This is a genomic window from Bacillus sp. ATD (genome assembly GCF_050585765.1).
Lineage (GTDB): Bacteria > Bacillota > Bacilli > Bacillales > Bacillaceae > Bacillus > Bacillus stercoris.
The window spans coordinates 161,713-183,046 of the sequence record NZ_JBOBQH010000003.1 but is presented as its reverse complement, the minus strand read 5'-3'; the positions used below and the strand labels follow the sequence as shown (position 1 = coordinate 183,046).

The following is a 21,334-nucleotide window of genomic DNA, read 5'->3' as shown; positions in this document are numbered from 1 at the left end:
TAGGGGGATAACAATGCAATCCTTGAATTATGAAGATCAGGTGCTTTGGACGCGCTGGAAAGAGTGGAAAGATCCTAAAGCCGGTGACGACTTAATGCGCCGTTACATGCCGCTTGTCACATATCATGTAGGCAGAATTTCTGTCGGACTGCCGAAATCAGTGCATAAAGACGATCTAATGAGCCTTGGTATGCTTGGTTTATATGATGCCCTTGAAAAATTTGACCCCAGCCGGGACTTAAAATTTGATACCTACGCCTCGTTTAGAATTCGCGGCGCAATCATAGACGGGCTTCGTAAAGAAGATTGGCTGCCCAGAACCTCACGCGAAAAAACAAAGAAGGTTGAAGCAGCAATTGAAAAGCTTGAACAGCGTTATCTTCGGAATGTATCGCCCGCGGAAATTGCAGAGGAACTCGGAATGACGGTACAGGATGTAGTGTCAACAATGAATGAAGGTTTTTTTGCAAATCTGCTGTCAATTGATGAAAAGCTCCATGATCAAGATGACGGGGAAAACATTCAAGTCATGATCAGAGATGACAAAAATGTTCCGCCTGAAGAAAAGATTATGAAGGATGAACTGATTGCACAGCTTGCTGAAAAAATTCACGAACTCTCTGAAAAAGAACAGCTGGTTGTCAGTTTGTTCTACAAAGAAGAGCTGACACTGACAGAAATCGGACAAGTATTAAATCTTTCTACGTCCCGCATATCACAGATCCATTCAAAGGCATTATTTAAACTAAAGAATCTGCTGGAAAAAGTGATTCAATAATGAATTTCATGGTTAGCGAGTGAAAAACATGTCAACACTATTATGGCTTTTAAGCTTTACGCTCCACGGCGTTCTTCTGTACGCTGTCATTATCCTGTATACGAGGCTCGCTGCAGTGAAAGAAACAGAAAAACAGCAAAAGCAGATACTTGAAGAGACGGAAAACACCTTGGCCGCGTTTCTCCTTGAATTAAAAGAAGAAAATGAGAAACTGATAGAAAACGCCGCTTCATCTTCAAGTCAATCTGACGCAGAATCTCAAAAGACAGATCTTCAGCACTTTGAAAAACATCCAGAGCAGGATGCAGTTCAAGAAATAGAGAACCTTCCTGAACATATTGAAGGTCTGATTACTGAGGTTGACCGTCGGGAAGAGATCGTAAACAGTGATGTCCCATCATTTGAAGACCAGGTCATAGAATTATATGAACAGGGGTACTTGGCAAGTCAAATTGCTCAGAAACTGAAGAGCGGAAAGACAGAAATCGAGCTATTTTTAAAATTTCGCTCCAAAGGTGTAAAGGATTCTTGATTGTCGGATAAAGCTGTGTTATATTATGTCTTGGTGTTAAATACACACGCTTAACGATTTATGCAGAGGGTGCTGCAGGCGGCAGTTCTGCACAAAAATGACCTAAGCGGAGGAAAAAAACCATTATACTAGGAGGAAATAACATGTCAGTCATTTCTATGAAGCAATTGCTTGAAGCTGGTGTTCACTTCGGTCACCAAACACGCCGTTGGAACCCAAAAATGAAGCGTTACATTTTCACGGAGCGTAACGGAATCTACATCATTGACCTTCAAAAAACAGTCAAAAAAGTAGAGGAAGCTTACAACTTCACTAAAAATCTTGCTGCTGAAGGCGGAAAAATCCTTTTCGTCGGAACAAAAAAACAAGCTCAAGATTCTGTTAAAGAAGAAGCTCAACGCTCTGGCATGTACTATGTCAACCAACGCTGGTTGGGCGGTACATTAACAAACTTTGAAACAATCCAAAAACGTATTAAACGTCTTAAAGACATTGAAAAAATGCAAGAAAACGGTACGTTTGATGTACTTCCTAAAAAAGAAGTCGTTCAATTGAAAAAAGAATTAGAGCGTCTTGAAAAATTCCTAGGCGGAATTAAAGATATGAAGGATCTTCCTGATGCATTATTCATCATCGATCCTCGCAAAGAGCGCATCGCTGTTGCGGAAGCTCGCAAATTAAACATCCCTATCATCGGTATCGTAGATACTAACTGTGATCCAGATGAAATCGATGTTGTAATCCCAGCGAACGATGACGCTATCCGCGCTGTTAAACTTCTAACTTCTAAAATGGCAGATGCAATCTTAGAAGCGAAGCAAGGCGAAGAAGAAGCGGAAGTTGCTGAAGAAACTGCACCAGAAACAGAAACAACAACTGCGTAACCTATTCAAAAGGTGATAAGAGGGACTGCCTTTTATCACCTTTTTTCAAGAAAAATGTGTAATATACATACTCTTGTTTAAACATATAAGGAGGAATACAAATGGCAATTACTGCACAGCAAGTAAAAGAACTGCGTGAAAAAACTGGCGCGGGCATGATGGATTGTAAAAAAGCGTTAACTGAAACTGACGGAGATATGGACAAAGCAATTGACCTTTTAAGAGAAAAAGGGATTGCAAAAGCAGCGAAAAAAGCTGACCGTATCGCAGCAGAAGGTTCTACTCTTATTAAAACTGACGGCAACAAAGGTGTTATCCTAGAAGTAAACTCTGAAACTGACTTCGTTGCGAAAAACGAAGGATTCAAAGAGCTTCTTAACACTTTAGCTGACCACCTTCTTGCAAATGCACCTGCAGATGTTGAAGAAGCAATGGGTCAAAAAATGGAAAATGGCTCTACTGTTGAAGAGTACATCACAAGCGCAGTTGCTAAAATCGGTGAGAAAATCACTCTTCGCCGCTTTACAGTTCTTACAAAAGACGACAGCTCTGCATTCGGTGCTTACCTTCACATGGGCGGCCGCATCGGTGTATTAACTGTTCTTAACGGTACAACTGACGAAGAAATTGCGAAAGATATCGCAATGCACGTTGCTGCGGTTAACCCTCGTTACATTTCTCGTGATCAAGTTTCTGAAGAAGAAGCTAACCATGAGCGTCAAATCCTAACTCAGCAAGCCCTTCAAGAAGGCAAACCTGAAAACATCGTAGCGAAAATGGTTGAAGGCCGTCTGAACAAATTCTTCGAAGAAATTTGTCTTTTAGACCAAGCATTCGTTAAAAACCCAGATGAAAAAGTGAAACAAGTTGTTGCAGCGAAAAACGCAACTGTTCAAACTTATGTCCGCTATGAAGTTGGAGAAGGCATCGAAAAACGTCAAGAAAACTTTGCTGAAGAAGTAATGAACCAAGTGAAAAAATAATGGCGAAAAGATTTCGCGGCCAAGTCGCGACTTTTCAGGCAGTATAGGGGACACAATTTGTGTTCCCTATTTTTAAAACTATATTTACAAACCTTTTTTTCTCTTGCATAATAGAAAACGGCAATGTTTACACTTGGAGGTTATCATGGAAAAACCAAAATACAAACGTATCGTATTAAAGCTTAGCGGGGAAGCATTGGCAGGAGAACAGGGAAACGGAATTAACCCAACTGTCATTCAATCCATTGCAAAGCAAGTGAAAGAAATCGCTGAGCTTGAAGTCGAAGTGGCTGTTGTAGTAGGCGGCGGCAACCTATGGCGCGGAAAAACAGGAAGTGACCTGGGCATGGACCGTGCGACTGCTGACTATATGGGGATGCTGGCGACAGTTATGAATTCGCTTGCTCTTCAAGACAGCTTGGAAACACTCGGAATCCAGTCCAGAGTGCAAACATCCATTGAAATGAGACAAGTTGCTGAACCGTACATAAGAAGAAAAGCGATACGCCACTTAGAGAAAAAACGTGTCGTTATTTTCGCTGCGGGCACAGGAAACCCATATTTCTCAACTGATACAACAGCTGCACTGCGGGCTGCTGAAATTGAGGCAGACGTTATTTTGATGGCTAAAAATAATGTTGACGGTGTGTATAATGCTGATCCTAGAAAAGATGAATCAGCTGTTAAGTATGAATCACTTTCTTATCTTGACGTTCTTAAAGACGGCCTGGAAGTCATGGATTCAACAGCATCATCTTTATGCATGGATAATGACATTCCGCTTATCGTCTTTTCTATTATGGAAGAAGGAAATATCAAACGTGCCGTTATCGGTGAATCAATCGGAACGATCGTGAGGGGGAAATAACGTGTCAAAAGAAGTATTAACTCAAACAAAAGAAAAAATGGAAAAAGCAATTGCTGCTTATCAGCGCGAATTGGCTACTGTACGCGCAGGCCGTGCAAATCCATCTTTATTAGATAAAGTAACGGTTGAATATTACGGGGCACAGACACCTTTAAATCAGTTGTCTTCTATTAACGTGCCTGAAGCCCGTATGCTCGTTATCACGCCATACGACAAAACAGCAATCGGCGATATCGAAAAAGCGATTTTAAAAGCTGATTTAGGTCTTACACCGACAAGTGACGGCAATATGATTCGAATTGCAATTCCGGCACTAACGGAAGAGAGACGGAAAGAATTAGTGAAAGTTGTAAAAAAATATGCTGAAGAAGCAAAAGTAGCTGTCCGTAACGTTCGTCGTGATGCTAACGATGATCTCAAAAAACTTGAGAAAAACGGAGACATTACTGAGGATGAATTGCGTGCTTCCACTGAAGACGTTCAAAAACTGACAGATGAATATGTGTCAAAAATTGACAGTGTCACAAAAGACAAAGAAAAAGAAATCATGGAAGTTTAATGAAAAACTATGTACAATAGATAATAGTGAAAAGACCCTCTCATGTTTACAGGGGGTTTTTTTGTTAATACTGTTGATTACACTGATTATCAGCAGGGAATGTAACCTTTTTGGGTGACGGAGGAATCTCATGCTCAACATACTCAAAAATTGGAAGAATCAGCAAACTGCGGCTTCCAACTTAGAACGCTATACAAAAGAAGACATACTTAAGGGAGAAATTCCCGAACACATCGCCATTATCATGGATGGAAATGGCCGTTGGGCTAAAAAACGCTCTCTTCCCAGAATTGCAGGCCACCATGAAGGGATGAAGGTGGTAAAAAGGACAACGAAGCTCGCAAACGAATTAGGTGTCAAAGTGCTGACTTTGTATGCATTTTCAACAGAAAACTGGAAAAGACCGAAAATGGAAGTCGATTTTTTAATGAAGCTTCCGGAAGAATTTTTGAATACGTATCTTCCAGAGCTTGTTGAGGAAAATGTACAGGTTCGGATCATTGGGGATGAAACAGCTTTGCCGGCGCATACATTGCGTGCGATTGAAAAGGCTGTTCAGGATACGGCGCAAAATGATGGAATGATCCTTAATTTTGCCCTTAACTATGGAGGCCGTACTGAAATTGTCACTGCTGCAAAATCACTCGCGGAAAAAGTGAAGGAAGGCTCTTTGAATATTGAAGACATTGATGAATCGCTTTTTTCTACTTATTTAATGACTGAATCTTTGCAGGATCCTGAACTTTTAATTCGAACGAGCGGCGAGATAAGACTGAGTAACTTTATGCTATGGCAGGTGGCCTACAGTGAATTTGTCTTTACTGACGTCTTGTGGCCTGATTTTAAAGAAGATCACTTCTTACAGGCGTTAGGAGAGTTTCAGCAGAGAGGCCGGAGGTTTGGCGGAATTTAGAGGATGGTGGACATGAAACAAAGAATTTTGACAGGTGTTCTGGCAGCAATTGTATTTTTATTTTTGGTTATTGTCGGGAAATTGCCGTTCACCATATTAATTTATGCTATGGGCAGTGTGGCGCTTTTTGAACTTTTACGGATGAAAAAGCTGAAGATGATTTCACTGCCGGGTTTGATCGGTCTTTTATTATTGTGGATGTTCTTATTGCCAAGCCAGTATTCGTTTTTCGAAGCTGACGGAATTTCCAAAATGGAAATCGCTTTGTTTGCGGTATTGCTATTGCTGACTTACACAGTGTTGGTCAAGAACACCTTTACTTTTGATGAAGTCGGATTTATTACGCTTGCCGCAATCTACATTGGAATGTGTTTTCATTATTTTATCGAAATCAGAAATCTTGACCAATACGGATTAACATACATTTTTTATGCATGTGTTGTCATTTGGTCCACTGATTCCGGTGCATATTTTGTCGGTAAAGCGCTTGGGAAGCGAAAACTGTGGCCTGAAATCAGTCCGAATAAAACAGTGGAGGGTTTTGTAGGCGGAATTGTCATCGCACTTGTATTGGCGACGATTTTTCAGCTTGTGGCACAACTTCCGATCCCGTATATCTATCTGCTGTTGATCACGCTGTTTTTGTCTGTTTTCGGACAACTTGGAGATTTAGTGGAATCCGCCTTGAAAAGACATTACGATGTAAAGGATTCTGGGAATATTCTTCCCGGGCATGGCGGTATATTAGACCGTTTTGACAGTTTCTTGTTTGTCATGCCTTTCTTGTACTTTCTGCTTGCCCTTTTTTCATAAAAAAGTCTAATATGAATATGAGACTGATCATGCAGCAATAAGAATAGGAGTAGTGGCAACTTTGAAAAATATTTGTCTTTTAGGAGCAACAGGATCAATCGGCGAACAGACTCTTGACGTACTGCGTGCACATCAAGATCAATTTCAGCTGGTATCTATGTCGTTTGGCAGAAATATTGATAAGGCCGTTCCGATGATTGAGGCCTTTCAGCCGAAATTTGTCTCTGTCGGTGATCTGGATACATATCATAAACTAAAACAAATGTCTTTTTCTTTTGAATGCCAAATCGGGCTGGGAGAAGAAGGACTGATAGAAGCAGCAGTAATGGAGGAGGTTGACATTGTTGTCAACGCTTTGCTCGGCAGCGTTGGCCTAATCCCGACATTAAAGGCGATTGAACAGAAAAAAACAATTGCGCTTGCAAATAAGGAAACTCTTGTCACTGCAGGGCATATAGTAAAAGAACATGCTAAGAAATATGATGTTCCGCTGCTGCCTGTTGACAGTGAGCATTCAGCCATTTTTCAAGCCCTCCAAGGCGAACAGGCCAAAAACATTGAACGCCTCATCATTACGGCATCAGGCGGAAGCTTTCGGGACAAGACGCGGGAGGAGCTCGAATCAGTAACTGTTGAGGATGCATTAAAACATCCGAATTGGTCAATGGGTGCAAAAATTACAATTGATTCGGCTACAATGATGAATAAGGGATTAGAGGTGATCGAGGCACATTGGCTTTTCGATATACCTTATGAACAAATTGATGTGGTTTTACATAAGGAGAGCATCATCCATTCAATGGTTGAGTTTCATGATAAAAGTGTGATCGCGCAGCTTGGAACTCCGGATATGAGAGTCCCAATTCAATATGCGCTCACATATCCTGACCGGTTGCCATTACCAGATGCGAAAAGGCTTGAATTATGGGAAATCGGCAGCCTTCATTTTGAGAAAGCTGATTTTGACAGGTTCCGATGCTTACAATTTGCATTTGAATCAGGTAAAATAGGAGGAACAATGCCGACAGTGCTAAATGCGGCAAATGAAGTAGCTGTCGCTGCCTTTTTAGCCGGCAAGATACCGTTTTTGGCTATTGAAGACTGTATCGAAAAGGCACTAACCCGCCATCAATTACTGAAAAAACCGAGCCTGGCGGACATTCAAGAAGTGGACAAAGATACCCGGGGATACGTCAATTCAATACTCACATAAGGTGGTATGTTCGTGAATACAGTTATAGCGTTTATCATTATTTTCGGAACGCTCGTTTTCTTCCATGAACTGGGCCATTTATTGCTAGCCCAAAGAGCGGGAATTCTCTGCCGTGAATTTGCGATCGGCTTCGGTCCAAAGATTTTTTCTTTCAAAAAAAATGAAACAGTTTATACGATCAGGCTGCTTCCGGTCGGCGGATTTGTTCGTATGGCCGGCGAAGATCCGGAAATGATTGAGGTGAAACCCGGTTACACGGTTGGGCTTCTGTTTAATAAAGAAGATCAAGTTGAGAAAGTCATCATCAATCAAAAGGAAAAATATCCGGATGCTTTAGTCATTGAAGTGGAAACAGCGGATTTAGAGCATGACATGAAGATTACCGGTTATGAACAAGGGAAAGAGGACGAACTTTCCAGCTTTACGGTCAGCGAAACATCCTTTTTCATTGTAGACGGAGAAGAAGTGCAGATTGCGCCGTATAATCGCCAATTTGGTTCCAAACCTGTGTGGAAGCGGATCAAAGCCATTGCTGCAGGACCGATTATGAACTTTATTTTAGCTTACGTCATTTTAGTGATGCTTGGGCTGATTCAAGGTGTACCGTCAAATGAGCCTATGCTCGGACAGCTGACAGACAATGGACGGGCGGCCGAAGCAGGGCTAAAAGAAGGGGATTACATCCAAAGCATCAACGGAGAAAAAATGAGGTCTTGGACTGACATTGTCTCCGCTGTAAAAGAAAACCCGGAAAAAGAAATGGACGTTGCAGTAAAAAGAGATAACAAAACGCTTCATATTTCAGTGACTCCGGAAGCTGTTAAAGATGAGAATAAAAAAACAATCGGACGTTTCGGCTCCTATGCGCCGACTGAAAAAGGCGTTCTTTCAGCGGTGGCTTATGGCGCGACATCAACCGTTGATGTCACCAAAGCCATTTTAACCAACCTGAGCAAATTAGTAACAGGCCAATTTAAACTTGATATGCTGTCAGGTCCTGTCGGCATATATGACATGACAGACCAAGTGGCGAAAACAGGGATAGTGAACTTATTTCAGTTTGCTGCGTTTTTAAGCATTAACCTTGGGATTGTCAACTTGCTTCCGATTCCGGCACTTGACGGGGGAAGACTGTTATTTCTATTTATTGAAGCGATTCGGGGCAAACCGATTAACAGGGAAAAAGAAGCATTTGTTGTGTTTATCGGAGTAGCTTTCTTAATGCTTCTTATGCTGGTCGTCACATGGAACGATATCCAGCGGCTGTTTTTGTAAACGAAAAGTAAATCAATCAGAGGTGCGAAGAAATGAGACAAAGCTTGACGCTTATTCCTACGCTCCGTGAAGTTCCAGCTGATGCCGAAGCAAAAAGTCATCAGCTTCTTCTGAGAGCAGGATTTATCAGACAGAATACGAGCGGGGTATACAGCTATATGCCTCTTGCGTATAAGGTGATTCAAAACATTCAGCAGATTGTTCGAGAAGAAATGGAGAAAATTGATGCCGTAGAAATGCTCATGCCCGCATTGCAGCAGGCTGAGACATGGCAGGAATCAGGCAGATGGTATACGTATGGTCCCGAACTGATGAGACTAAAAGACCGTCATGGCCGTGAATTTGCTTTAGGGGCAACGCATGAAGAAGTTATCACTTCGCTTGTTCGCGATGAGGTTAAATCTTATAAGCGTCTCCCTCTGACTCTGTATCAAATTCAGTCTAAGTTCAGAGATGAAAAACGTCCTCGCTTCGGTTTGTTAAGAGGCCGCGAATTTATTATGAAGGATGCGTACTCATTCCATGCATCTGCAGAGAGCCTGGATGAAACGTATCAAAAAATGTATGAGGCTTATTCAAATATTTTTGCCCGCTGCGGCATTAATGTAAGACCTGTTATTGCTGATTCAGGCGCAATGGGAGGAAAGGATACGCACGAATTTATGGCGCTTTCTGCGATCGGAGAGGATACGATTGCGTATTCTGATGAATCACAGTACGCGGCTAATATCGAAATGGCTGAAGTTCTTTACCAGGAAGTCCCTTCAAATGAAGAGCCTAAAGCTCTAGAGAAGGTTCATACGCCTAACGTGAAAACAATTGAAGAACTGACTGCGTTCTTACAGGTTTCTGCTGAAGCATGCATTAAGTCAGTATTGTTTAAAGCCGATGACCGTTTTGTCCTAGTGCTTGTTAGAGGGGACCATGAGGTTAACGATATTAAAGTGAAAAACTTGCTTCATGCAGAGGTTGTAGAGCTTGCCACACATGAAGAGGTCATTCAGCAGCTCGGAACAGAACCAGGGTTTATAGGCCCTATCGGTATTCATCAGGATGTGGAAGTATATGCCGATCAAGCTGTGAAGACAATGGTCAATGCTGTTGCCGGAGCAAATGAAGGAGATCATCATTATCAAAATGTCAATGTGAACCGTGACGCCCAAATTAAAGAGTTTGCAGATCTTCGTTTTATTAAGGAAGGCGATCCTTCACCAGACGGCAAGGGAACGATCCGTTTTGCTGAGGGGATCGAGGTCGGACAAGTCTTTAAGCTTGGAACACGCTATTCAGAAGCGATGAATGCGACATATCTAGATGAAAATGGACGCGCGCAGCCAATGCTGATGGGCTGTTACGGAATCGGTGTGTCAAGAACGCTTTCTGCTATTGTTGAACAGCATCATGATGAAAAAGGCTTAATATGGCCAAAAAGCGTTGCACCGTACGATCTTCATATTCTTGCTTTGAACATGAAAAACGATGGGCAAAGAGAGCTTGCTGAAAAGCTGTATGCCGATTTAAAAGCTGAAGGCTATGAAGTGCTCTATGACGACCGTGCTGAGCGTGCCGGCGTAAAATTCGCTGATTCAGATCTCATCGGCCTTCCAATTCGCATCACTGTTGGAAAACGGGCTGACGAAGGCATTGTCGAAGTGAAAATCCGCCAAACAGGTGAGTCAACTGAGATTTCAGTAGACGAATTATCCGCATTTATCAGCAAGCAGTAATCACCATAACGATTTATCAAAAAACATGTTAAAATAGAAATAATAGAAGGTACCTCATTGCCTGAGGTACCTTCACTTATGATGTTTTTAGGGAGGGATACTGTCTTAATGGAACAGTTATCAGTAAACAGAAGGCAGTTTCAAATTCTTCTGCAGCAGATTAATATGACAGATGATACCTTCATGACATACTTTGAAGATGGCGAGATTAAAAAGCTGACAATACACAAAGCTTCTAAGTCTTGGCATTTTCATTTTCAATTTAAATCTTTGCTGCCTTTTCAAATATATGACACATTAACAACGAGGCTGACGCAATCGTTTGCCCACATAGCAAAAGTGACATCTTCAATTGAAGTTCAGGATAACGAGGTCAGTGAAAGTATTGTTCAAGACTACTGGTCACGCTGCATTGAAGAACTGCAGGGCATTTCGCCGCCGATTATCAGTCTTTTAAACCAGCAAAAACCGAAGCTGAAGGGCAATAAACTGATTGTCAAAACCAAAACGGATACAGAAGCGGCTGCGCTAAAGAACAAATACAGTTCCATGATTCAAGCAGGCTACCGTCAATTTGGCTTTCCGGATCTTCAGCTTGATGCTGAAATATTTGTATCCGAGCAGGAAGTTCAAAAGTTTCGGGAGCAAAAGCTTGCAGAAGACCAAGAGCGGGCTATGCAGGCCTTGATTGAAATGGAGAAGAAAGATAAAGAAAGTGATGAAGACCAAGCTCCATCTGGTCCTCTAGTCATCGGTTATCAGATTAAAGATAACGAGGAAATCCGGACACTTGACAGCATCATGGACGAGGAACGGAGAATTACGGTCCAAGGTTATGTGTTTGATGTGGAGACGCGCGAGCTGAAAAGCGGGCGCACGCTGTGCATCTTTAAAATTACAGACTATACAAATAGTATTTTAATCAAAATGTTTGCACGTGAAAAAGAAGATGCGGCACTGATGAAGTCTCTGAAAAAAGGAATGTGGGTAAAAGCACGCGGAAGCATTCAAAATGATACATTTGTCAGAGATCTTGTCATGATCGCAAATGACGTAAACGAAATAAAAGCAAAAACCCGTGAAGATTCAGCACCTGAAGGAGAAAAGAGAGTGGAATTGCATCTTCATTCCCCAATGAGCCAAATGGATGCTGTTACGGGTATCGGAAAGCTTGTCGAACAAGCGAAAAAATGGGGGCATGAGGCCATCGCTTTGACTGACCATGCTGTCGTTCAATCCTTCCCTGATGCGTATTCTGCGGCCAAAAAGCATGGAATTAAAATGATGTACGGGATGGAAGCGAATCTCGTGGATGATGGCGTGCCAATTGCTTATAATGCCGCACATCGTCTGCTCGAGGAAGAAACATATGTTGTTTTTGACGTTGAGACGACAGGATTGTCTGCTGTATACGATACCATTATTGAGCTGGCTGCAGTAAAAGTAAAAGGCGGAGAAATTATTGATAAATTTGAGGCGTTTGCGAACCCGCATCGTCCGCTTTCCGCCACAATTATAGAGCTGACAGGCATCACCGATGATATGCTGCGCGACGCTCCGGATGTCGTAGATGTCATAAGAGATTTTAGGGAATGGATTGGCGATGATATCCTTGTCGCTCATAATGCAAGCTTTGATATGGGGTTCTTAAATGTAGCCTACAAAAAGCTTCTTGAAGTCGATAAAGCGAAAAACCCGGTCATTGATACACTTGAACTTGGCCGTTTTCTCTATCCGGAATTTAAGAACCACCGGTTGAACACGCTTTGTAAAAAGTTCGATATCGAACTCACACAGCACCACCGTGCGATCTATGATACTGAGGCGACTGCTTATTTGCTTCTGAAAATGTTGAAGGACGCAGCTGAAAAAGGCATTCAATATCATGATGAGCTGAATGAAAATATGGGTCAGTCCAATGCTTATCAAAGATCAAGACCGTATCACGCCACATTGCTTGCCGTGAACAGCACGGGACTCAAAAATTTATTTAAGCTTGTGTCACTATCTCATATTCATTATTTTTACAGAGTGCCCCGTATTCCGAGATCTCAGCTTGAGAAATACAGGGAAGGGCTTCTGATCGGTTCAGCCTGTGACAGGGGAGAGGTTTTTGAAGGAATGATGCAAAAATCGCCTGAAGAGGTGGAAGACATCGCGTCATTCTATGATTATCTTGAGGTTCAGCCGCCTGAAGTGTACCGTCACTTGCTGGAGCTTGAATTGGTCCGTGATGAAAAAGCGCTGAAAGAAATCATCGCGAATATCACCAAACTGGGGGAAAAGCTTAATAAACCGGTTGTTGCTACGGGAAATGTTCATTACTTGAATGATGAGGATAAAATCTACAGAAAGATTTTAATATCCTCACAAGGCGGGGCAAATCCGCTGAACAGGCACGAGCTGCCAAAAGTGCATTTCAGAACGACAGACGAAATGCTTGAAGCTTTTTCTTTCTTAGGCGAAGAAAAAGCGAAGGAAATCGTAGTCACCAATACCCAAAAGGTTGCATCTTTAGTTGATGACATCAAGCCGATTAAAGATGATTTATATACGCCGAAAATCGAAGGCGCCGATGAAGAGATCAGAGAAATGAGCTATCAGCGTGCAAGAAGCATTTACGGGGAAGAGCTGCCTGAAATTGTCGAAGCACGGATTGAAAAAGAATTAAAGAGTATCATTGGCCACGGCTTTGCTGTTATTTACTTGATCTCTCACAAACTTGTAAAACGTTCACTAGATGACGGGTATCTCGTTGGTTCCCGTGGTTCCGTAGGATCTTCATTAGTTGCGACACTTACTGAGATTACCGAGGTAAACCCGCTGCCGCCGCACTATGTTTGTCCTGAGTGCCAGCATTCTGAGTTCTTTAATGACGGTTCTGTCGGTTCTGGTTTTGATCTGCCTGACAAAACATGTCCTCATTGCGGAACACCTTTGAAAAAAGACGGCCATGATATTCCATTTGAAACGTTCTTAGGATTTAAAGGGGACAAAGTACCTGATATCGATTTGAACTTCTCGGGAGAATATCAGCCGCAGGCACACAATTACACAAAAGTGCTGTTCGGAGAAGACAATGTATATCGTGCGGGTACAATAGGCACGGTGGCAGAAAAAACAGCCTACGGTTATGTAAAAGGCTATGCCGGAGACAATGATCTTCATATGCGCGGTGCCGAAATAGATAGGCTCGTACAGGGATGCACAGGTGTAAAACGTACAACTGGACAGCACCCCGGCGGTATTATCGTAGTTCCGGATTATATGGATATTTATGATTTTTCACCGATTCAGTTCCCGGCAGATGCCACAGGTTCAGAGTGGAAAACGACTCATTTTGATTTCCACTCCATCCATGACAACCTGTTAAAACTGGATATTCTCGGACACGATGATCCGACTGTCATTCGGATGCTTCAAGACTTAAGCGGAATAGATCCAAAAACAATTCCGACGGATGATCCTGAAGTGATGAAGATCTTCCAGGGAACCGAATCACTCGGTGTGACGGAAGAACAGATCGGCTGTAAAACGGGCACGCTTGGAATTCCTGAATTCGGAACCCGATTTGTCCGGCAGATGCTTGAAGATACTAAGCCGACAACTTTTTCAGAGCTTGTTCAGATTTCAGGCTTGTCTCACGGAACTGATGTATGGCTAGGCAATGCGCAGGAACTCATCCACAATAATATTTGTGAGCTGAGTGAGGTTATCGGCTGCCGTGATGACATCATGGTGTATTTAATCTATCAAGGCCTTGAGCCGTCCCTTGCCTTTAAAATCATGGAATTTGTGCGTAAAGGAAAAGGATTAACGCCTGAATGGGAAGAAGAAATGAAAAATAACAATGTCCCAGACTGGTATATTGATTCTTGTAAAAAGATTAAATACATGTTCCCGAAAGCCCACGCCGCGGCATATGTATTAATGGCAGTCCGCATTGCTTACTTTAAAGTGCATCATGCTCTTTTGTATTATGCGGCTTATTTTACCGTTCGTGCGGACGACTTTGATATCGATACAATGATCAAGGGCTCTACAGCAATCAGAGCGGTTATGGAGGATATAAACGCTAAAGGACTTGATGCTTCACCGAAGGAAAAGAACCTTCTGACTGTTTTAGAATTAGCGCTTGAGATGTGTGAGAGAGGCTATTCATTCCAAAAAGTCGATTTATATCGCTCCAGCGCTACAGAGTTTATTATTGACGGCAACAGTCTTATCCCGCCGTTTAACTCTATCCCTGGATTAGGAACGAACGCTGCTTTGAACATTGTAAAAGCTCGTGAAGAAGGCGAATTCCTCTCAAAAGAAGATTTGCAAAAGAGAGGGAAAGTATCAAAAACGATTTTGGAGTATTTAGATCGCCATGGCTGTCTGGAATCACTGCCTGATCAAAACCAATTGTCACTGTTTTAACATAGAAGCAGAATTTCTCGGAAATTCTGCTTCTATGCATACATATGCGCAAAAAGTGTCATCGTATTATTAGAGTTTCTGTCACTTGCTTAGGTATGAAGGTAAGCGTATATCCATTTGCAATAAAAATATGGTTATGGTATAGTTTTATTGGAAATGCTAACGATTACCGAGGCAAAGAGTGGGGAAACCCGCTCTTTTGTATTGAACAAGAGAATTTTGTCTCGACATGTTCATCGTTTACTTTTTAGCCCCTGCTCTTTTGAAGCAGGGTTTTTATGCAGAGTGACGAGACGAATATGAGATCGACAGCACAAGGAGGAAGAACATGAGCAAAAAAGTGACTGACACCGTTCAAGAAATGGCTCAGCCAATCGTAGACAGCCTTCAGCTGGAACTCGTTGACATTGAATTTGTCAAAGAGGGCCAAAGCTGGTTCCTTCGCGTGTTTATTGATTCCGATGACGGTGTGGATATTGAGGAATGTGCCAAAGTAAGCGAAGCTTTAAGCGAAAAGCTTGATGAGGCAGACCCAATTAGCCAAAATTACTTTCTTGAAGTCTCATCTCCAGGAGCTGAGCGTCCGCTAAAGAAAAAAGCCGATTTCGAAAAATCACTTGGAAAAAATGTATACATTAAGACGTACGAGCCTATTGAAGGCGTAAAAGTGTTTGAAGGTGAACTGGCTGAATTTGATGGACAAACAGTGACAGTTGAGATCACGATCAAAACAAGAAAGAAACGGGTCAATATTCCGTATGAAAAGATAGCTAATGCAAGATTAGCTGTTACATTCTAATGAATACAAATGTTTTAAGGGGGGAGACCGTTAAATGAGCAGTGAATTATTAGATGCTCTCACGATTCTTGAAAAAGAAAAAGGCATCAGTAAAGAAATTATCATTGAAGCAATCGAAGCTGCGTTAATTTCTGCTTATAAGCGGAATTTTAATCAAGCGCAAAATGTACGGGTGGATCTAAACCGTGAAACTGGCTCCATCCGTGTATTTGCAAGAAAAGATGTCGTTGACGAAGTATACGACCAGAGATTAGAGATCTCTATCGAAGAAGCGCAGGGCATCCATCCGGAATATATGGTCGGCGATGTCGTCGAAATCGAAGTAACTCCTAAGGATTTCGGGCGCATAGCTGCTCAAACAGCAAAGCAGGTCGTCACACAGCGTGTGCGCGAAGCTGAGCGCGGTGTGATTTATTCTGAATTTATCGACCGTGAAGAAGACATCATGACAGGTATCGTCCAGCGTCTGGACAATAAATTTATCTACGTGTCTTTAGGCAAAATAGAAGCCTTACTTCCGGTTAATGAGCAAATGCCGAATGAAAGCTACAAGCCTCATGACCGCATTAAGGTATTTATCACAAAAGTAGAAAAAACAACGAAGGGCCCGCAGATCTACGTGTCGAGAACACATCCAGGCCTGTTAAAGCGTTTGTTTGAAATTGAAGTGCCTGAAATTTATGATGGAACTGTCGAGCTAAAATCTGTTGCCAGAGAAGCCGGCGACCGTTCAAAAATTTCTGTCCGCACAGATGATCCTGATGTGGATCCTGTCGGTTCATGCGTAGGCCCTAAAGGCCAGCGTGTGCAAGCAATCGTCAATGAATTAAAAGGTGAAAAAATTGACATTGTCAACTGGTCCAGTGATCCTGTAGAATTTGTCGCGAATGCGCTCAGCCCTTCCAAAGTGCTTGATGTCATCGTTAATGAAGAAGAAAAAGCGACAACTGTTATTGTTCCTGATTACCAGCTGTCTTTGGCGATTGGCAAAAGAGGACAAAACGCACGCTTAGCTGCTAAACTGACAGGCTGGAAGATTGATATTAAGAGCGAAACAGACGCAAGAGAACTTGGAATCTATCCGAGAGAACTTGAAGAAGACGATGAGCCGCTCTTTACAGAGCCTGAAACTGCTGAATCGGATGAATAAGAGGTGACTTTAGGTGAATAAACACAAAAAGATCCCATTACGCAAATGTGTAGTGACTGGTGAAATGAAGCCTAAAAAGGAACTGATCCGAGTTGTACGGTCGAAAGAAGGCGATATCTCAGTAGACCCGACCGGCAAAAAGAACGGGCGGGGTGCTTATTTAACGCTGGATAAAGAGTGCATCTTAGCAGCAAAAAAGAAAAACACTTTGCAAAATCAATTTCAATCACAAATCGATGACCAGATTTTCGATGAATTGCTGGAACTGGCGGAAAAGGTGAAAAAATAAAATGTCTGGAATGGAATGGTTTCCCTTGCTGGGTCTGGCCAATCGAGCTCGTAAGGTCGTGTCAGGCGAAGACTTGGTGATAAAAGAAATCAGGAATGCGCGTGCAAAGCTTGTCCTGCTTACAGAGGATGCATCATCTAACACAGCAAAAAAAGTAACCGACAAGTGCAATTATTATAAAGTCCCTTATAAAAAAGTCGAGAGTCGCGCGGTTCTTGGACGCTCTATCGGTAAAGAAGCCCGTGTCGTTGTCGCCGTCACTGACCAAGGTTTTGCGAATAAGCTGATCAGCTTGCTCGATTAATATTTTTGGGGGTGAACGAATGGCTAAAATGAGAGTATACGAATATGCAAAAGCGTTAAATGTTTCAAGTAAGGAAATTTTGACCGCACTGAAAAACATGGATTTAGAAGTGAATAATCACATGGCCATGCTAGAAGAAAAGGCCATTAAAAAGCTTGATGCCAAATATAAAAAAGGCGGCGCTGCCGCTAAATCTCAAAAGCCAGCAGAAACGAACAAAAACAAACAGCCACAAGGGGTTAATCAGCAATCAGCTGGAAATCAACCAAACAAAATTCGAGACGGAAAGAAGAATGACGTGCAGAATAATCAATTTAACAAAAACAAGAAGAATAACAACAACAAAAAAAATAAACGCAACCACAACAATAAAAACCAACATCAGCAAAAGCCTGTAAAACCGAAAAAAGAGCTTCCTGAGAAAATTACATTCTCTGGAACTTTAACAGTTGGCGCACTTGCTGAAGAGCTTGGCAAAGAGCCTTCAGAAATCATTAAAAAGCTGATGCTTCTTGGCGTAATGGCAACCATTAACCAAGAGCTTGATAAAGACACAATCGAACTCATTGCATCAGAATATGGTGTTGAAACAGAAGAGGTCATTGTGCTTGAAGAAACAGAGCTGGAAAAATACGAAGAGCCTGATAAAGAAGAGGATCTTGAAATTCGTCCACCTGTTGTAACAATCATGGGCCACGTTGACCATGGGAAAACGACGCTTCTTGACAGCATCCGTAAAACAAAGGTTGTTGAAGGAGAAGCAGGCGGTATCACTCAGCATATCGGCGCTTATCAAATTGAAGAGAACGGCAAGAAAATCACGTTCTTGGATACACCGGGCCACGCCGCATTTACAACGATGCGTGCACGCGGTGCAGAAGTAACGGATATTACGATTCTCGTCGTAGCTGCCGATGACGGTGTCATGCCGCAAACAGTAGAAGCGATTAACCATGCTAAAGCAGCAGAGGTTCCAATCATCGTTGCTGTGAATAAAATTGATAAAGAATCCGCAAACCCTGACCGTGTGATGCAAGAACTGACGGAATACGGACTTGTCCCTGAAGCTTGGGGCGGAGAAACCATTTTTGTGCCGCTTTCCGCTTTAACTGGAAAAGGCATTGATGAGCTCATTGAAATGATCTTGCTTGTCAGTGAGGTAGAGGAATTGAAAGCGAACCCGAACCGTCAGGCAAAAGGAACGGTTATTGAAGCTGAACTCGATAAAGGCAGAGGGTCAGTCGCGACATTGCTCGTGCAGACTGGAACACTGCATGTCGGTGACCCGATCGTAGTCGGCAATACATTTGGCCGTGTCCGTGCGATGGTCAACGACATTGGCCGCCGTGTAAAAACTGCCGGTCCGTCTACTCCGGTTGAAATTACCGGTTTGAATGATGTCCCTCAAGCGGGAGACCAATTCCTTGTCTTTAAGGATGAAAAAACAGCTCGTTCTGTCGGTGAAGCCCGTGCTTCGAAACAGCTTGAAGAGCAGCGCAGCGATAAAGCGAAGCTCAGTCTTGATGACTTATTCGAGCAAATTAAACAAGGTGATGTAAAAGACATCAATCTCATCGTAAAAGCTGACGTTCAAGGATCTGCTGAAGCTTTAACGGCTGCACTTCAAAAAATTGAAGTAGAAGGCGTTAAAGTGAAAATCATCCATACAGGCGTTGGTGCGATTACTGAATCTGACATTATCTTGGCATCTGCTTCCAATGCAATTGTTATCGGGTTTAATGTGAGACCGGACGGAAATGCTAAGAGTACGGCTGAAGCTGAAAATGTAGATATTCGACTTCACCGTATCATTTACAAAGTAATCGACGAGATTGAAGCTGCCATGAAAGGTATGCTTGATCCTGAATATGAAGAAAAAGTAATTGGTCAAGTAGAAGTGCGCCAAACATTCAAAGTATCTAAAATTGGTACAATTGCTGGCGGATATGTTACTGAAGGAACCATTACTCGCGACAGCGGCCTCCGTTTAATTCGTGACGGCGTCGTCATCTTCGAAGGCGAAGTAGATGTTCTGAAACGCTTTAAAGACGATGTGAAAGAAGTTTCACAAGGCTATGAATGTGGTATTACAATTAAGAAATACAATGACATTCGCGAAGGTGACATCCTTGAAGCGTTTGTCATGCAAGAAATTGAAAGAACGTGATCGGATTTGCGGAGTGTGAATGCATCATTTATGATGCAGGATCGCTAAAAGAAAAGCGCGCCGTTCTGAAGCGGATTTTAACCAGGGTTCAAAACAAGTTCAATGTTTCGATTTCGGAGATTGGCTATCAGGACACCTGGCAAAGAACCAGCTTCGGAATCGCCGCTGTTTCTTCCTCTCGCGTTCAAACAGAAAAAGAACTACAGCGCGTCCTAGCGTTTATCGATTCTTTTCCTGAAATTGAACGGACGATCACTAGGACAGAGTGGTTTTAACTTAGAGGTGATTGAATTGAGTATGAGAGCAAACCGTGTCGGCGAGCAAATGAAAAAAGAACTCGGTGATATTATCAGCCGCAAGCTGAAAGACCCGAGAATTGGTTTTCTGACAGTAACGGATGTACGTGTATCAGGTGATTTGCAAATTGCAAAGGTGTATATCTCGGTTCTCGGTGACGAGAAAAAACGGGAAGAAGCACTGAAAGGGCTGGCAAAAGCGAAAGGATTTATCCGATCCGAAATCGGCAGCCGCATCAGACTTCGTAAAACGCCTGAAATTGAATTTGAGTTCGATGAATCAATCGATTACGGAAATCGAATCGAAACATTGATTCACGAATTACATTCAGAGAAACCATCTGAATAAAAAATGAGAGGATAGGCGTATATCGTCTGTCCTCTTTCTTCGTTTATAAGAAAAAAGCTAAAAAAGAAGGAGTGAAAGGCAAATGGTTAACGGAGTTCTCCTTTTACATAAACCTGTTGGCATGACATCGCACGACTGTGTCATGAAGATCCGAAAACTGTTGAAAACAAAAAAAGTAGGACATACGGGAACGCTCGATCCAGAAGTGTCAGGCGTGCTTCCGATTTGTGTGGGAAGAGCGACCAAAATAGTCGAATACTTAACTGAAAAATCTAAAACATATGATGCGGAAATAACGCTTGGCTTTTCAACGACAACAGAGGATCAAACCGGAGAAACGGTGGAAACAAAGCCTGTCAATCATGACATTGATAAAGCCGATGCAGAAAAGGTTTTAAACAGTTTAAAGGGCAAACAAGAACAAATTCCGCCCATGTATTCCGCTGTAAAAGTAAACGGCAAAAAATTATACGAATACGCAAGAGCGGGGATTGAAGTAGAACGTCCGAAACGTATGATTACCATTGAAGACATTGCCCTAACAACAGAAATTAAACATAATGGAGAAACTGCAAGCTTCCGGTTTACAGTGACATGCTCCAAAGGGACCTATGTAAGGACGCTGGCGGTCATGATCGGTGAAAAGCTCGGATATCCGGCTCATATGTCTCATTTAATCCGTACGGCATCCGGAGATTTTTCTCTCGACGAATGCTTTACTTTTGACGAACTGGAGGCACAGGTCCAATCCGGAACCGTGGAAGAGCATATAGTCCCTATTGAACGTGCGCTTAATCATTTGCCGAAATGGATCATAAGTGATACATTAGCTAAGAAAGTAGAAAATGGGGCTTTGCTTGAGACGCCCGAGCAGTTTTCTGAAATGACAAGTGAAGACCGAATTGCCGTCTTTACTGAATCCGGAAGCTGTTTGGCGATCTATCTCCCCCATCCTGCGAAAAAAGGGCTGTTAAAGCCGGCAAAAGTATTGATGCAAAAAAGCGAACAATAGA

At 42.4% G+C, this 21,334-nt stretch carries 20 protein-coding genes; all 20 read left to right on the top strand.

The window, feature by feature from the left end:
* Nucleotides 1-13 precede the first annotated feature (13 nt).
* The 20 genes from sigD to truB all read left to right on the top strand — a co-directional run bounded on the left by sigD (nucleotide 14) and on the right by truB (nucleotide 21,333).
* Entirely contained in the window at nucleotides 14-778 is a 765-nt protein-coding gene (gene sigD, locus ACQXR1_RS09185) for an RNA polymerase sigma-28 factor SigD (RefSeq protein WP_003220911.1), read from the top strand.
* Nucleotides 779-806: 28 nt separating this feature from the next.
* On the top strand, nucleotides 807-1,310 hold the full coding sequence (locus ACQXR1_RS09180; protein WP_430772025.1) for a Swarming motility protein SwrB: 504 nt from the start codon (nucleotides 807-809) through the stop codon (nucleotides 1,308-1,310).
* A 143-nt stretch (nucleotides 1,311-1,453) separates the two neighbouring features.
* On the top strand, nucleotides 1,454-2,194 hold the full coding sequence (gene rpsB / locus ACQXR1_RS09175) for a 30S ribosomal protein S2 (RefSeq protein WP_003220918.1): 741 nt from the start codon (nucleotides 1,454-1,456) through the stop codon (nucleotides 2,192-2,194).
* Nucleotides 2,195-2,295: 101 nt separating this feature from the next.
* Nucleotides 2,296-3,177 (top strand): translation elongation factor Ts, encoded by an 882-nt coding sequence (tsf, locus tag ACQXR1_RS09170; protein ID WP_014663986.1) that lies wholly within the window; start codon nucleotides 2,296-2,298, stop codon nucleotides 3,175-3,177.
* A 145-nt stretch (nucleotides 3,178-3,322) separates the two neighbouring features.
* Complete coding sequence (gene pyrH, locus ACQXR1_RS09165; protein WP_003220923.1) at nucleotides 3,323-4,045, top strand: UMP kinase; 723 nt, start codon at nucleotides 3,323-3,325, stop codon at nucleotides 4,043-4,045.
* A 1-nt stretch (nucleotide 4,046) separates the two neighbouring features.
* Entirely contained in the window at nucleotides 4,047-4,604 is a 558-nt protein-coding gene (frr, locus tag ACQXR1_RS09160; protein WP_003231927.1) for a ribosome recycling factor, read from the top strand.
* A gap of 130 nt (nucleotides 4,605-4,734) precedes the next feature.
* The gene (locus tag ACQXR1_RS09155; protein WP_040083163.1) at nucleotides 4,735-5,517 is read left to right on the top strand and encodes an isoprenyl transferase; all 783 of its coding nucleotides are present in this window, start codon (nucleotides 4,735-4,737) and stop codon (nucleotides 5,515-5,517) included.
* Nucleotides 5,518-5,520: 3 nt separating this feature from the next.
* Nucleotides 5,521-6,330: a phosphatidate cytidylyltransferase gene (gene cdsA / locus ACQXR1_RS09150; protein WP_082033008.1), complete on the top strand. Its 810-nt coding sequence runs from the start codon at nucleotides 5,521-5,523 to the stop codon at nucleotides 6,328-6,330.
* Between the two features lie 61 nt (nucleotides 6,331-6,391).
* On the top strand, nucleotides 6,392-7,543 hold the full coding sequence (dxr, locus tag ACQXR1_RS09145; protein ID WP_243571835.1) for a 1-deoxy-D-xylulose-5-phosphate reductoisomerase: 1,152 nt from the start codon (nucleotides 6,392-6,394) through the stop codon (nucleotides 7,541-7,543).
* 6 nt (nucleotides 7,544-7,549) lie between these two features.
* Nucleotides 7,550-8,818 carry an RIP metalloprotease RseP gene (gene rseP, locus ACQXR1_RS09140; RefSeq protein WP_014663991.1) on the top strand — a complete coding sequence of 423 codons (1,269 nt, stop codon included), beginning with the start codon at nucleotides 7,550-7,552 and terminating at the stop codon, nucleotides 8,816-8,818.
* Nucleotides 8,819-8,850: 32 nt separating this feature from the next.
* Nucleotides 8,851-10,545 (top strand): proline--tRNA ligase, encoded by a 1,695-nt coding sequence (gene proS, locus ACQXR1_RS09135; RefSeq protein WP_430772024.1) that lies wholly within the window; start codon nucleotides 8,851-8,853, stop codon nucleotides 10,543-10,545.
* Between the two features lie 108 nt (nucleotides 10,546-10,653).
* Entirely contained in the window at nucleotides 10,654-14,967 is a 4,314-nt protein-coding gene (locus ACQXR1_RS09130; RefSeq protein ID WP_168780924.1) for a PolC-type DNA polymerase III, read from the top strand.
* A gap of 328 nt (nucleotides 14,968-15,295) precedes the next feature.
* Nucleotides 15,296-15,766, top strand: coding sequence for a ribosome maturation factor RimP (gene rimP / locus ACQXR1_RS09125; RefSeq protein ID WP_014663994.1), 471 nt, complete (start codon nucleotides 15,296-15,298; stop codon nucleotides 15,764-15,766).
* Nucleotides 15,767-15,800: 34 nt separating this feature from the next.
* A complete protein-coding gene (gene nusA, locus ACQXR1_RS09120) occupies nucleotides 15,801-16,916 on the top strand; it encodes a transcription termination factor NusA (protein WP_014663995.1) in 1,116 nt (371 codons plus the stop codon).
* 13 nt (nucleotides 16,917-16,929) lie between these two features.
* Nucleotides 16,930-17,205, top strand: coding sequence for a glucose-induced regulator RulR (gene rulR / locus ACQXR1_RS09115; protein WP_014663996.1), 276 nt, complete (start codon nucleotides 16,930-16,932; stop codon nucleotides 17,203-17,205).
* 1 nt (nucleotide 17,206) lies between these two features.
* Nucleotides 17,207-17,509: a YlxQ family RNA-binding protein gene (locus ACQXR1_RS09110; RefSeq protein ID WP_003220946.1), complete on the top strand. Its 303-nt coding sequence runs from the start codon at nucleotides 17,207-17,209 to the stop codon at nucleotides 17,507-17,509.
* A 19-nt stretch (nucleotides 17,510-17,528) separates the two neighbouring features.
* Nucleotides 17,529-19,676 carry a translation initiation factor IF-2 gene (gene infB / locus ACQXR1_RS09105; RefSeq protein WP_014663997.1) on the top strand — a complete coding sequence of 716 codons (2,148 nt, stop codon included), beginning with the start codon at nucleotides 17,529-17,531 and terminating at the stop codon, nucleotides 19,674-19,676.
* Nucleotides 19,673-19,951, top strand: a complete 279-nt coding sequence (locus ACQXR1_RS09100) for a DUF503 domain-containing protein (protein WP_003220950.1) — start codon at nucleotides 19,673-19,675, stop codon at nucleotides 19,949-19,951. Before infB ends, ACQXR1_RS09100 begins: the two co-directional genes overlap by 4 nt.
* A gap of 16 nt (nucleotides 19,952-19,967) precedes the next feature.
* Nucleotides 19,968-20,321 (top strand): 30S ribosome-binding factor RbfA, encoded by a 354-nt coding sequence (rbfA, locus tag ACQXR1_RS09095; RefSeq protein ID WP_009967251.1) that lies wholly within the window; start codon nucleotides 19,968-19,970, stop codon nucleotides 20,319-20,321.
* An 82-nt stretch (nucleotides 20,322-20,403) separates the two neighbouring features.
* The gene (gene truB, locus ACQXR1_RS09090) at nucleotides 20,404-21,333 is read left to right on the top strand and encodes a tRNA pseudouridine(55) synthase TruB (protein ID WP_069149607.1); all 930 of its coding nucleotides are present in this window, start codon (nucleotides 20,404-20,406) and stop codon (nucleotides 21,331-21,333) included.
* The last annotated feature ends 1 nt before the right edge of the window (nucleotide 21,334 follow it).